Raw genomic sequence first — 13,669 nt, 5'->3', positions numbered from 1 at the left:
CAGAATCTGCCTGGCGGCTTTAGCGCGGTGGTCCCACCTGACCCCATGCCGAACTCAGAAGTGAAACGCCGTAGCGCCGATGGTAGTGTGGGGCCTCCCCATGCGAGAGTAGGGAACTGCCAGGCATTGTATAAGTGAAGAAGCCCCGCACGCGAGTGCGGGGCTTTTTTACGTCCTTAATCTGCTACTTTGTGCTGAAATTCTCATCAATAAGCCTGCTATCTGCTCACTGTATCCCGCCGGACATCTGCAAAAAACCGCAGCAACCCGCTGATTTCCCGATAATTAGCGATGCAGCTCACAATAACAATCTCAGAATAGGTCGCCTTTACCTTCAGTAGACTTAAATGCTTTACTCACCCTTTATACGCTGTTGATCAGCAAGGAGCAGAGGTAAAGCATGACACACACAAACAATAATATTCAGCCGGATGATGCAAAGAAACGGATCTGGGCGATCGTCGGTGCCTCATCAGGCAACCTGGTCGAGTGGTTTGACTTCTACGTCTACTCATTCTTCTCACTCTATTTCGCGCACATCTTCTTTCCCCAGGGCGACACGACAACGCAGCTGCTACAGACGGCCGGTGTATTTGCAGCCGGGTTTTTAATGCGTCCGATTGGTGGCTGGCTGTTCGGCTATATCGGCGATAAGCATGGCCGGAAAAATTCGATGCTGGTTTCGGTCTGTATGATGTGTTTTGGTTCACTGGTGATCGCCTGCTTACCCGGTTATGCCACCATCGGAGTCGCGGCTCCCGTCATTCTGCTGCTGGCACGCATGTTTCAGGGCTTGTCAGTCGGTGGGGAATATGGCACCAGCGCAACCTACATGAGCGAAGTGGCACTCGAAGGTCGCAAAGGGTTTTACGCCTCCTTTCAGTATGTCACGCTGATTGGCGGGCAGCTGGCGGCGGTCCTGACGGTCGTGGTGCTGCAGTTCCTGCTTACGGATGCTGAGCTGCGAAGCTGGGGCTGGCGTATTCCGTTCTTCCTTGGCGCGCTGCTCGCCGTTGTCGCACTCTGGTTACGCCGCTCACTGGAGGAGACATCAGACAAGAGCAGCCGCGAGCATCGCGATGCCGGCAGCGTCATCGGCTTACTGCGCAACCATACCCGACCTTTCCTGATGGTGCTGGGTTTCACCGCGGGCGGCTCTCTGAGCTTCTATACCTTTACCACTTATATGCAGAAGTATCTGGTGAACACCTCGGGTATGGATCCCAAAACGGCCAGCGGCCTGATGACCGGTGCGCTGCTGGTCTTTATGCTGATTCAGCCGCTTATCGGTGCGCTGTCAGATAAAATCGGTCGTCGCACCTCAATGATGATTTTTGGTGCGGGCGCGGCCATCTGTACGGTGCCGATTCTGACCCTGCTGCAAAGCGTACAGAGTCCCGGCGTCGCGTTTCTGCTGATCATGCTGGCCCTGCTGATCACCAGCTTCTACACCGCCATCAGCGGCATTCTGAAAGCCGAAATGTTTCCGCCCCAGGTGCGCGCGCTGGGCGTGGGACTCTCTTATGCGGTAGCGAATGCGATTTTCGGAGGATCGGCGGAGTATGTGGCACTGCTAATGAAGCAGCAGGGGATTGAGACGACCTTCTTCTGGTATGTTTCCGCGATGGGCGCGGTCGCGTTCCTGGTGTCGCTGTTGCTGCACAGGCGCGGCAAGGGCATTAAACTCTGATACGCCTGCTGGCTGAAATTCCACAGGGCGATGCCGCTGGCTGCACCGGCGGCATCCCAGGCGAAATCTTTCCAGCGCCAGCCAGCGCAGCGGCGGCAAAAAAGTGTTCCGCTTTATCCCGTCCGGTTCAGGCATCCTGTGCCATATGGGCACATCCACTACACACCAGCACAGCAGGCAGTACAGTTCGCATAGCAGATGCCCCGCAGGCGGCGCACATTAGAGAATACGGCTGATCAGGCGATCGATTCGGATCCGACGCAGACGACGGATCAGTTTCCGCACCTTAGCCGGGTAATCGGCAATGCTCTCCAGTTCGCGGAAGTGAGTGACGACCTGGGTATGCTGCCGGATCAGCGTCAGCTCTTTTTCACGCTGAGCCGCTAACTGCTGATGAGGATCGTGGATCAGTACCGCATTTTCCAGATCGAGTCGCCACGCGCGCGGATTGAGGTTATTACCGGTGATCAGCTGCCATTCGTCATCCACCCACATCCCTTTAAGGTGATAGCTGTTCTCGCCATCCTTCCAGAGCCTCACCACCAACTGATTGGTGGTGACGTAATATTGCAGACGGCTCAGGAAGCGGCGCAGGTTGATTTCATAGAGATAGGGCAGGGCGCCGATGATTTTAAACGGCTGATCGGGCGCAATATAAAAATCATTAGCGGTTTTATCACCGACGATGATTTCGACCTGTTTTCCCTGTCGCAGCAGATGAATGATGTTCCGCACCAGCAGGGCAGGCAGGTTGAAGTAGGGGGTACAGATGACCAGCTTCTCTTCCGCACAGGGCATCAGATGGAAGATGGTTTTATTAAGCAGGCTATGCTTGCCCAGGCCGACCAGCGGCGTGACGGCCAGCTCTTCGTTACCGGCATCCCCTTCAAACTGATAGTTAAAGCCGCGCAGATCCTGACGGAACTGCCGCGTTTCATTTTTGATTTCAGGGCTGGAGGGACGCTCCGCGAAGTCCAGACGGTTCACCGCTTCGGCCGGCTTAAGATTGAGGGTGATCCACTCATACATGGTATCAGTCAGCCGGGCATTGCGGATAAGCTGGTAGCGGTCGTAACGATACTTATCGTGCTGATGCAGATAGACATCGTTGATGCTGGCACCGCTGTAGAGCAGCGTATCGTCGATGATAAAGCCTTTAAGATGGAGTACGCCGAGCGCCTCACGGGTATTCACCGGAATGCCATAAACCGGGATGGCGATATCGGGATAGCGGGTCGCCATTTCGCAGTACCAGTCGGCGTTGGTCACGCCCCGCGCGGCACCAATCCGGCCACGCTGCGCGCGATGCCAGTCCACCAGAATCGAAATATCCAGCTCCGGTCGCGCCTGCTTAGCCTGGTAAAGAGCATCCATGACCGCACGTCCGGCATCATCGTTTTCCAGATAGAGCGCAACGATGCAGATGCGTATTTGTGCGGCCGCAATCTTTTCCAGCAGCGTGGTGCGAAATTCGGCAGGCGAATAAAGTGTCGACACATCCGCAACGGATTGTGACAGTTTCGGCAACTGTGCGAGGTGTTGTTGATGTTTGTTACGTTTGAATTTAGACAACATCGCAGTGCACTTCTTCTCTGTTCATTGCATGGCCTTTTGCCATCAAATCAGGGTTATAACCATAAATAATAACATCAACTCCGTCGATTCGAACGTTTTTTACCTTTCTCTACAAGGTTAGTTGATCTCATTCTGTAAAGGCAGTTTAAGGCTGACAATACCCTCATCCAGTTGAATATCAACATGAAAGTTAAGTTTTCGTGCCAGCGTAATCATGCCGCGATTATGGGGCATAGTGATACCGTTCAATTGTTGCAAGCCGTGATGCCGGGTGTAACGGATCATTTTTTCCAGCAGACGACGCCCCATGCCTAATCCTTTCAGATCAGAGCGGACCAGCACCGAAAACTCCGCATCAATGTTATCGGCATCCGAGATGGCGCGGGTCACGCCGATGATCTCCTGACCGCCCTGATGCGGACGCACCGCCACAATCGCCATCTCGCGGTCATAATCAATCTGAGTCATGTTGGCGAGGTCATCATGCGTAAACTCATTGATTTCGCTGAAGTAGCGATAGTAGAGATCCTCTTTGGTGACCTGACTGATGAAATCGCGCAGCAGCGGTTCATCTTCAGGCAGGATGGGCCGAAACAGGCAGAATTGCCCATCCTTTAACTCCACCTGCTCTTCCAGATGCTGAGGATAAGGGCGGATGGCCAGACGCGCTTCGTTGTCGCCACTGAACGGTGCCAGCGTCAGGGTGACATCCAGCAGGGTAAAATCATTGCCCGCCGCCAGCAGCGGATGGATATCGAGCCGCTGGATTTCCGGGCAGTCCACCACCAGATCCGAGACCTGAACCAGCAGCTGACTCAGACCAGGGATATCCAGCGGATTCAGCCCGCCGCGGCTGCGGATTTTGCCGCTCTTGATCGCCTGAATGACCAGATAGCGTGCCAGCGTCATATTCAGCGGAGGCAGGGCGACGGCCGCCTGTTTGTCGGCCTGCCACTCCACGCCACCTTCGCCCAGCATAATAATGGGGCCAAACAGCGCATCCTGCTCCACCACTACCCGCAGCTCCTGTGCGCCCGCGCGGCTGGCCATGCTCTGCACCAGTAAGCCCTCAATACGTGCCTGCGGCAGCGTCTCGCGAACCCGGTCAAAAATGGCCTCCGCGGCATGCTCCACTTCGCTGGCGTTGCGCAGATAGAGCATCACGCCCTGAACCTCTGACTTGTGCGCGATATCCGGCGAGCGCAGTTTCAGCGCCACCGGATAGCCAATCTGGTCGGCGATTGCCACGGCGGCCGCGCTGTCGCTGGCGATCCAGGTCGGCAGCGTAGCCAGACCGTACGCCTGCAACACCGGCTGCACCTCGTGGGTATCCAGCGCAGTCACGCCGCGCGCCAGCGCCTGCGACAGCAGCCGGTGAGCATGGGCGCTGTCCTGGTTCAGCGTTGCGGGCAGGGCGGGGGTTTCGCGCAGCTGCTTCTGATTGCGGCGGTATTCAACCTGATGCATAAAGGCGGTCACCGTACCTTCCGGCGTACGCCAGGTCGGAATGCCTGCCTGGGTAAACGCCCGGCGCGCGGCCTGGGAGGAGAACTCACCACACCAGTTGGTCAGCAGCGTTACCAGCTTACCGCGCGGATGACGGGCGAGGGTCTCGATCAGATGCGTGGCCGTTTCAGTGGCGGGCGCGACCGCGCTGGGCGCATGAATAATCATCAGCGCATCCAGCTCATGGCTGTCGAGCAGGACCTCAATACAGGCCGCATAACGCTCTGCCGTAGCGTCATCTTTTAAGTCCAGCGGATTGCCGCGACCCACACCGGCGGGCAGCAGCGCCTCAAGTCGCTGAAGGGTCTGCTCGCCAGGCTGCGCCAGCTTGCCGTTGCGCGCATAGAGTTCATCCAGCGCCAGCGCGGCGGGCGCGGCGCCATTACTGACGATCATCAGACGGTCGCCACGCAGCGGCCGCATATGACTCAGCGACTCCACGGCGGAGAACAGCTCATGGGTGTCCTGCACCCGCAGCAGCCCCGCGCGCTGAATGGCGGCATCCCAGGCGGCGTCCAGTCCGCTGTGCGTGCCCAGCAGCGCCTGTGCTTCGCGGCTGCGCCCACTCTTGATCACCAGGATCGGTTTATTGCGCGATGCGCTGCGGGAGGCGGAGACAAAGCGTCGCGCATCGCTGAGGTGCTCCAGATAGAGCAGGATGGCGCTGGTCTTACCGTCGCGGGCCAGGAAGTCGAGCAGGTCATCGACATCGGTATCCAGACTGTCGCCCAGCGCGATAAACCAGGAAAAGCCGAGGTTACGCTGCTGAGCCCAGTCGAGGATGGTATTGGAGACGGCGGCCGACTGAGAGATAAACGCGATACGCCCTTTAGCGATCGGCACCGGCGAGAAGCTGGCATTTAACCCCTGCCAGGGTGCCAGCAGCCCCAGACTGTTTGGCCCCAGCAGCCGTATCTGCCACTGGCTGGCGCAGGCTTTGAGTTCGGCCAGCTGGCTGGCGGGCGCAGAGAGGATAATGCAGGCTTTGCAGCCTTTCTCGCCGAGCTGCTGCAGCAGAGTGAGATTACGCTTTGAATGGGTGCAGATCACCGCCAGGTCGGGCGCAAAAGGCAGGCTGTCGATCGTGGGCCAGGCCAATACGCCGCTGACCGCCTTATATTTTGGCGTGACAGGCAGGACCGGGCCACTGAATCCGCCCGCCAGCAGGTTGCGCATCATGAAGTAGCCTGCACGCCCGGGCGTCACCGAGGCACCAATTACCGCAATTGATTTAGGTCGTAACAGTGCTTCCAGTCCGCGTTGGCTCATCTCGCCCTCCAGAGATCGGGATTTGCGTGATTGTAAACGCTTTTTGCGGGCGCTGCTTCCGGGCAGATCGCAGGCTGTGCATCGCAATCCCCTTATCGCTACAGGCAGGCATCCGCCCGCCAGAAGAGAACGAGGGGGTTAAGCCTGACCGGCGTGATGCGGTTTACCCGCCAGGTAGGCCGTGCGGAACCGATCGAAATGGTGTGAGAGCGCCTCTGCCGCCTGCGCGTCACCCACCTGCGCCAGCAGCGCCGCGGCCACCTCTGCGGTACAGTGCTGGCCTTCACCGTGCGCTTCACGCAGCGTGTAGCGTGAAGGTGCGCTGACCGCCAGTGACATCACCGGAAAGGCGTCCAGCCACGGGCTTTTGCGAAACATTTTGCGCGCTTCGGTCCATGTGCCGTCGAGCATAATAAACAGGGGCGGCTTGCCCTCAGCCGGGGGCGCTGTCAGCACTTCGCGGCCCGGATCGGCATAGGCGGCCGGAAAGACCACCACCGGCTGATAGTCGGGATTGCGGACGGCCGCCAGCAGCAGCGGGTCCGGCTCGGTGCGTGACCAGCCAAACGCCTGGGTGTCCGGCAGAATATCGGCAATCAGACGGCCGGTATTGCTTGGTTTCATCGGCTCGGTATCGAACATCACCAGGCAGAAACGGCTTCGGGCGGCGTGCGGGACGATCTGGCTGCAGAGGCAGTGGGCTTCAGGCAGCAGACAGCCCTGGCAGCGAACTACCCGGTTTCCACGCGCGAGGAATGGGCGGGTGGCACGGGCCAGACGTTGGGTGCGCAGGCGCAGAACAGCATTATCAGACATGGGCATTCAGGGCAGGAAAAACGTCAGTGTAATCGAAGCGCAGAGGAAAAGGAAAAGGCCAGACAGGCTGGCCTTAATGGTCAGAGCGATTCATCCAGCCATTCGTTGAACGGCGCTTTGGGCATCGCTCCGTTCAGCATGTCGACCCGCTGGCCATTTTTAAACAGCATGATGGTCGGAATGCTGCGGATGTTAAAACGGGCACTCAGGGCCGGTTCTGCCTCGGTGTTCACTTTAATAAAGCGGACTTTGCCGCTGCGCTCACTGGCGACATCTTTAAACACTGGCGCAAAATTAACGCACGGCCCGCACCACGGGGCCCAGAAATCGATCACTACGGGCAGATCGTCCTGCAGATATTTGTCAAAGTTGGCGCTGGTGGCATTGACCACTTCGCCATCGAACAGCGCATTTCCACAGCGACCACATTTCGCCACGTCGGCAGGGCGATCGTCAGGAACGCGATTGGTTGCCTGACAGGAAGCGCATACCGTATTCATAGGAACCTCTGATGTTGAAAAGTGTCAGTCTGGCAATAGTCGGTCATTATGAAAGGGGGCGGATTTTCGCTCAATCTGTATTGCTCTATAGGTTCAATAGTTGATAGCTAAGCGCCAGCACATCAGGTAATCTGCGCGCTCTCAATGCAGGAGGAAGATATGAACGACGAATTTAAAGGTAAAAGCGGTAAAGTTAAGGTGATGTACGTGCGTGGCGAGGACGATAAAAGCGCGCGTGCGCCGAATCCTCGTACAGGCAAAGGTGGTCACTCTGCTGCCCGCCCGGATGATAACCGTCGTTCATCTGGCTCCCGTACTGAACGCAGCCAGGAAGGGGGCCACTCAGCTTCCGCGGGTCGTCGCAGCGACGACGCCGGTCGCAGCAGCTCACCACGCCGTGCTGACGATGGACGTGGCGCACCGCGCCGCAACGATCGGGGCGATGAGCGCCGTGGCGGCTATGGCAACAGCGATTCACCGTGGCGCACCGTCTCCCGCGCGCCTTCCGCGGATCGGTCAGCGGCGGCTGATAATGATAAGTCGGATCACGGCGGCATCAGCGGCAAAAGCTTTGTCGATCCGGAGCAGATCCGTCGTCAGCGTAACGAAGAGACCCGCGTCTACGGTGAGAATGCCTGTCATGCGCTGTTCCAGAGCCGCCCGGAAGCGATCGTTCGCGCCTGGTTCGTGCAGGAAGTGACCCCTCGTTTCCGCGAAACCCTGCGCTGGCTGGCGGCCAACCGCAAAGCCTATCATGTGGTGGAAGATGCCGAGATCACCAAAGCCTCAGGCACTGAGCATCACGGTGGCGTCTGCTTCCTGATCAAAAAGCGCATGGGGATGGCCGTGGCGGAATGGCTGAGCCAGGCGAATACCAAAGATTGCGTGCTGGCGCTGGAAGATGTCAGCAACCCGCATAACCTCGGCGCGATTATGCGCAGCTGCGCGCACTTCGGCGTAAAAGGTCTGCTGGTAAACGACGCCTCACTGCTGGAGTCCGGTGCGGCCGTGCGTACCGCAGAAGGCGGTGCTGAGCATGTGCAGGCCATCAGTGGCGCCACCTTCAGCGAAGGTCTGGAAGCGTTCCGTAAAGCGGGCTATACCATCGTGACCACCTCCAGCCATCAGGGAACACCGCTGGCGCAGGCAACGCTGCCGGAGAAAATGGTGCTGGTGTTAGGGCAGGAGCGCGAAGGCCTCTCCGATACCGCTTTCCAGCAGGGTGACATGAGCCTGTCGATTGGCGGAACCGGCAACGTGGAAAGCCTCAACGTCTCGGTGGCAACCGGTGTTCTGCTCGCCGAATGGTGGCGTCAGAACGCATAAAAAAAACGGGCCGAAAGGCCCGTTTTTTTATGTCAGCGTCAGTGTGCACCACCGCCGCCACCGCCTGCACCAAATGGCGGGCGGGCAAACCAGATCAGCACCAGCAGGATCAGGAAGACGCCTGCCGACGCCCAGAAGATTTCATTCGCTGAAATAATCAGTCCCTGATTGGTAATCTGCTGTGCGATCCAGGCGGACGCCTGCTGCTGCGTCATCCCCATGCTCTCCAGCTGGCTGTACATCTGCTGCGAATTGACGTTGTAGGGGGTTATCGACTCCGCCAGATAGCTGTGATGCATCGACTCGCGATTCGTCCACATGGTGGTAGTGATCGAGGTGCCTATCGAACCGGCCAGCGTTCGCACAAAGTTTGACAGACTGGAGGCGGCGGCCAGTCGCTCCGGCGGCAGTCCCGACAGCGTAATGGTGGTCAGCGGCATAAAGAAGCAGGCCACGGCAAAGCCCTGGATAAACTGCGGCCACGCCGAGGCACCAAAATCCATGCCCGGTTCAAAGGTATAGGCGCGCCAGTAGAAGCAGACGGCATACATAATGAAGCTGAAGGTCACCAGCCGGCGCATGTCGAGTTTATGGGCGAAACGACCAATAATCGGCGACAGGATCACCGGGATAATCCCCACCGGCGCTGAGGCCAGCCCGGCCCAGGTGGCTGTATAGCCATAGACCTCCTGAAGCAGCTGCGGCAGCAGAACGATCGAGCCGAAGTAGAGCATGTAGGCCAGGCTAATCGACAGGCAGCCGATGGTGAAGTTGCGCGATTTAAACAGAGAGAGGTCGACGATCGGATTATCATCCGTCAGCTCCCAGACCAGCAGCACCGCCAGCGCAATGACAGCTATTACCGCCAGCACGATGATCTCCGTTGAGCTGAACCAGTCGAGCTCTTTACCGCGATCCAGCATCACCTGCAGACAGCCGATTCCCACCACCAGCAGCACCAGGCCGACCATATCAATCGGGCGGATCTCGGTTTTGGTTTCGCGACCGCGCAGGGTCTGCAGCGTCAGCAGTACGACAACCGCACCAATCGGCACGTTGATAAAGAAGATCCAGCCCCAGTGATAGTTATCGCTGATCCAGCCGCCCAGAATCGGGCCGCAGATTGGCGCGACGATCACCGTCATTGCCCAGAGCGACAGCGCGATGCTGCGCTTCGCGGGCGGGTAGTTGCTGAGCAGCAGGCTCTGCGACAGTGGAATCAGCGGGCCTGCCACGATCCCCTGCAGCACGCGGAAGAAGATCAGCATCTCCAGGCTCTCTGACATGCCGCACGCCCAGGAGGCGACAGCAAACAGAATGGTGGCCCAGGTGAACAGCTTCACTTCGCCCACGCGCTTTGCCAGCCAGCCGGTGATCGGGATGGAGATCGCGTTAGCGACACCAAACGAGGTGATCACCCAGGTGCCCTGTGAGTTAGAGGCACCCAGATTACCGGCGATGGTCGGAATGGCCACGTTGGCGATGGTCGAGTCCAGAACCTGCATGAACGTCGCCAGCGACAGCGCAATGGTCATCAGGACCAGCGGCATCCCTTCAAGCGGTTTTTTTGCCATTACAGCCTCCGCGTCATCATCCGGCGTTGGCACGGACGATATCGGTGATCAGCTGATTGACCGGTGCAAGGTCAATCGCCAGGGCGTTGCTGCTGTAAGCGGCCTGCTGACGGACGCTGGTGGCCAGTGTACTGCCCTCCTGGTTAGCGGTGTCGATTTTAACCAGCGTGGAGAGACCGATACGCAGGGGATGTCTGGCGATATCTTCCTGATTCAGTTCGATACGTACCGGCAGACGCTGAACCACTTTGATCCAGTTACCGGTGGCATTCTGTGCGGGCAGCAGAGAAAAGGCGCTGCCGGTGCCCATATCCAGACCCACGACTTTGCCGTGATAGACCACATCGTCGCCGTAGATATCGGCAACCACAGTGGCAGGCTGACCGATGCGCACGCCCGCCAGCTGGGTCTCTTTGAAGTTGGCATCGACCCACAGGTTGGTGGCCGGTACGACGGCCAGCAGCGGGGTGTTGGTGGTAATCTGCGAACCGACCTGCACGCTGCGACGGGAGACAAAGCCATCCATCGGGCTGCGAATCTCGGTACGCTGCAGCGCCAGCCAGGCGTCACGCAACTCCGCGGCACTCTGCTGCACGGCAGGCTGATTTTCCAGCGAGGTATTGAGGATCATCGCCTGGTTCGCATTATATTGCTGAATCGCCACGTCGAGCTGCGCTTTGGCGGTCGCGACGGCATCGCGGGCGTGCTGCAACTCTTCCCGACCAATCAGGTTAGCGGCACCCAGCGGTTCACGGCGTTTCAGATCGGCCTGAGCCTGATCCAGCGCGGTCTGCCGCAGCGTAATGCTGGCCTGATACTGTTTGCCGTTAATCATCAGCTGATGCGTCTGACGAACGCTGGAGGCGAGGGCCGTCTGCGCTTTTTCAAACGCCTGCTCCGCATCGGTCTTATCCAGGGAGACCAGCACATCACCTTTTCTGACGAAGTCGGTGTCTTCAAACCAGACTTTATTTACGCTGCCGGAGACCTGTGCCATCACCTGCACCTGATTACCTGCAACGTAGGCGTCATCGGTTTCCTGGAAATGACGCAGGACCAGGAACCAGTAAACGCCCCAGGCAATACCCGCCAGTACAATGATCAGCGCCAGCACAATCAGCACATTTTTGCGCTTCTTCTTTTTGTTGGCTGACGGTTGCGGGCGTTGTGCTTCTGCCGTTGCACTCATGACTTTCTCCACATTTTCCATTTAGTCGGGGGGCAGCGATCCCTGTCCGCCAGCGCCCGGGTCGAAAAAAGCCAGCGCCTGAGCGCTGGCCAGATAAAAAAGGAAATTAAAATAACGATTCCGACAGGTGATTGTGTCGCACTTATTGCTATTAGCGGGACAGCGAGGCGATCAGTTGATCTTCATCCATTTTATCGAGACGGTTAAGCAGCTTACGGGTGATCCCTTCCAGCTGAGACTTCTCATCACCGGACAGCGAAGACCAGAGGTATTGCAGGCTCTGATGCTGAGGTGGCAGCAGCTGCCGCAGGAACTCCATGCCTTTATCGGTCAGATGCAGGTGCAGGCAGCGACGGTCGTGATCGCTTTCACGACGTTCGATCCAGCCGCGTTTCTCCAGTTCATCAGCAATGCGCGTTGCATTGGTGCGTGAAGAGCCCAGCGCAGAGCTGAGTTCAGACGGCTGAATGCTGTGATTTTCCTGCGCATCCAGCGTAATCAACGCCATGAACAGAGTCTCATTGATGCCCTGTGCTTTCAGCATCTTGTTACGGTTGTCCAGCAGTTTACCCTGCATATGCATACAGAGACGCGTCAGGATAATTTCCTGCAACGGAAAATCCTTATGGCGATTGGCACGGATGTTTAGCATCTGCTCAATGGGAGTAAACGAACTTTCCATTAAAAAAAACCTCACTAATTGCAACTTGTATAATAACTATGGTGACAGGCTAAGCGTAGTCACTTTTTGTCAGGTGATCGCTGTCAGATTCTCGCTGCACCATCAAAGGCATTCCAGGCCATTCCCTGGCCCTGGGTCAAAAACCCGTCCGCCCGGCGACAATGACGGTGCCGGGACGTTATCAAAAAGGGGGCAAATTTAATAATATCGCGAGGAAAAATAACTGAAGTGAATAGGTTTGCTACTAACCATAACAAACCTAACCATTTGTGACCAGATGCAATACGCGCTCCGGGCAGCGTTCAGTTGATTTTTTCCGGCTCAAAACGCGATCCACCTGCCCAGATCAGCAGATTCATCAGCGTCAGCAGCACGCCCGCGCCACAGACGCCATACCAGCCCGCCAGGTGGTAGGCAGTGGCGGAAAGCAGTGAACCGGCGGCCCCGCCGATAAAATAACTGGTCATGTATCCCGCATTCAGACGGTTGCGCGCGTCCGGCATCTGCGCATAGATCACGCTCTGATTGGTGATGTGCACGGCCTGTACCGCCAGATCCAGCAGCAGGATGCCCAGGATCAGCGGCACAAGCTGCTCTGCTCCCCACGCAATCGCGGCCCAGGAGACGAGCATAATCAGCAGGCCCAGCCGGGTCGTCAGCTTCGCTTTGCCTTTGTCGGCCAGCGAACCGGCCTGACGGGCAGCCAGCGCACCCGCCGCCCCGACCAGCCCCAGTAAACCAATCTCACCTTCGGAGAAGTGGTAGGGCGCGCCGGAGAGCAGGAATGCCATCGAGGTCCACAGCAGGCTGAAGTTGGCAAAGGAGAGACAGCCCGTCCAGGCGCGGGTGCGGATTACCCGGTTACCGGCATAAAGACGAAAGATAGAGGCCAGCAGCTGCGGGTAGCGCAGGGGAACGGACTGTTTAACGCGCGGCAGCGACCGCCACAGCGCCAGGGCCATCACGGTCATCAGCAGGCTGGCGGTCCAGTAGACGGTCCGCCAGCCACCGAGCTGGGCCAGGCCTCCTGCGGCCGTACGCGCCAGCAGGATCCCGAGCAGCAGACCGCTCATGACCGTTCCGACGATCTTACCGCGCCGTTCCGGCTCAGCCAGTGTCGCGGCCAGCGGCACCAGGATCTGGGCGGCGACCGAAAACAGACCAGTCATCACCGTGCCCAGCAGCAGTAACGCAAAGGTGTGCGAAAGGGCGATGATCACCATTCCGGCCGCGGCCAGCAGGATCATCGTCACAATCAGACTGCGGCGTTCAAACCGATCGCCCAGCGGCACCAGCAGCAGCAGGCCGCAGGCGTATCCGAGCTGCGCCGTGGTGACGATAAAACCGGCGAGGCTTACCGAGAGGTCGAACTGTCGGGCAATCGTATTCAGCAGTGGCTGAACATAGTAGTTACTGGCGACGCAGAGGCCGGTGGCTACCGACATCAGCATCACCAGGGCAGGCGTCAGCCCCTGGCGCGTCATATTCATAAACCGCATCGGTCGCTAATAATCATTTGAGGTTAATAATAACCTAAAAAAC

The 13,669-nt window shown here is 58.1% G+C and carries 10 protein-coding genes and 1 rRNA gene; 3 read left to right on the top strand and 8 right to left on the bottom strand.

Translation table 11 applies throughout. The features are described from left to right. Nucleotides 1–9 precede the first annotated feature (9 nt). Together rrf and ACR6AS_RS10285 are read left to right on the top strand one after the other, a co-directional pair. Nucleotides 10–125, top strand: a 5S ribosomal RNA gene (gene rrf, locus ACR6AS_RS10290). Nucleotides 126–400: 275 nt separating this feature from the next. Further along, nucleotides 401–1,690, top strand: coding sequence for an MFS family transporter (locus ACR6AS_RS10285; protein WP_434161944.1), 1,290 nt, complete (start codon nucleotides 401–403; stop codon nucleotides 1,688–1,690). 219 nt (nucleotides 1,691–1,909) lie between these two features. Here ACR6AS_RS10285 and pssA read toward each other — a convergent pair whose 3' ends face one another. From pssA to trxC, 4 genes are all read right to left on the bottom strand, one after another. After that, nucleotides 1,910–3,265, bottom strand: coding sequence for a CDP-diacylglycerol--serine O-phosphatidyltransferase (pssA, locus tag ACR6AS_RS10280; protein WP_367395738.1), 1,356 nt, complete (start codon nucleotides 3,263–3,265; stop codon nucleotides 1,910–1,912). Nucleotides 3,266–3,382: 117 nt separating this feature from the next. After that, on the bottom strand, nucleotides 3,383–6,040 hold the full coding sequence (locus ACR6AS_RS10275) for a bifunctional acetate--CoA ligase family protein/GNAT family N-acetyltransferase (protein WP_293773091.1): 2,658 nt from the start codon (nucleotides 6,038–6,040) through the stop codon (nucleotides 3,383–3,385). 138 nt (nucleotides 6,041–6,178) lie between these two features. Continuing rightward, nucleotides 6,179–6,856 carry a tRNA-uridine aminocarboxypropyltransferase gene (locus ACR6AS_RS10270; protein WP_434161941.1) on the bottom strand — a complete coding sequence of 226 codons (678 nt, stop codon included), beginning with the start codon at nucleotides 6,854–6,856 and terminating at the stop codon, nucleotides 6,179–6,181. Between the two features lie 80 nt (nucleotides 6,857–6,936). Continuing rightward, entirely contained in the window at nucleotides 6,937–7,356 is a 420-nt protein-coding gene (trxC, locus tag ACR6AS_RS10265; RefSeq protein WP_434161938.1) for a thioredoxin TrxC, read from the bottom strand. A gap of 159 nt (nucleotides 7,357–7,515) precedes the next feature. Between trxC and ACR6AS_RS10260 the strand changes: the two genes are divergently transcribed. Beyond that, nucleotides 7,516–8,682 carry a tRNA/rRNA methyltransferase gene (locus tag ACR6AS_RS10260; protein WP_434161935.1) on the top strand — a complete coding sequence of 389 codons (1,167 nt, stop codon included), beginning with the start codon at nucleotides 7,516–7,518 and terminating at the stop codon, nucleotides 8,680–8,682. A 38-nt stretch (nucleotides 8,683–8,720) separates the two neighbouring features. Here ACR6AS_RS10260 and emrB read toward each other — a convergent pair whose 3' ends face one another. The 4 genes from emrB to ACR6AS_RS10240 form a co-directional block, all read right to left on the bottom strand. Continuing rightward, nucleotides 8,721–10,256: a multidrug efflux MFS transporter permease subunit EmrB gene (emrB, locus tag ACR6AS_RS10255; protein WP_111139913.1), complete on the bottom strand. Its 1,536-nt coding sequence runs from the start codon at nucleotides 10,254–10,256 to the stop codon at nucleotides 8,721–8,723. A gap of 16 nt (nucleotides 10,257–10,272) precedes the next feature. After that, nucleotides 10,273–11,445 (bottom strand): multidrug efflux MFS transporter periplasmic adaptor subunit EmrA, encoded by a 1,173-nt coding sequence (gene emrA / locus ACR6AS_RS10250; RefSeq protein ID WP_111139947.1) that lies wholly within the window; start codon nucleotides 11,443–11,445, stop codon nucleotides 10,273–10,275. 151 nt (nucleotides 11,446–11,596) lie between these two features. Further along, on the bottom strand, nucleotides 11,597–12,127 hold the full coding sequence (mprA, locus tag ACR6AS_RS10245) for a transcriptional repressor MprA (protein ID WP_111139914.1): 531 nt from the start codon (nucleotides 12,125–12,127) through the stop codon (nucleotides 11,597–11,599). Between the two features lie 302 nt (nucleotides 12,128–12,429). Beyond that, nucleotides 12,430–13,617 carry an MFS transporter gene (locus ACR6AS_RS10240; protein ID WP_293773078.1) on the bottom strand — a complete coding sequence of 396 codons (1,188 nt, stop codon included), beginning with the start codon at nucleotides 13,615–13,617 and terminating at the stop codon, nucleotides 12,430–12,432. Nucleotides 13,618–13,669: the final 52 nt, after the last annotated feature.

It is taken from the genome of Pantoea phosphatilytica, from assembly GCF_051025615.1.
Taxonomy (GTDB): Bacteria; Pseudomonadota; Gammaproteobacteria; order Enterobacterales; family Enterobacteriaceae; genus Pantoea.
The sequence above is the reverse complement of the archived record's forward strand: the minus strand, read 5'-3'. Positions and strand labels throughout refer to the sequence as shown.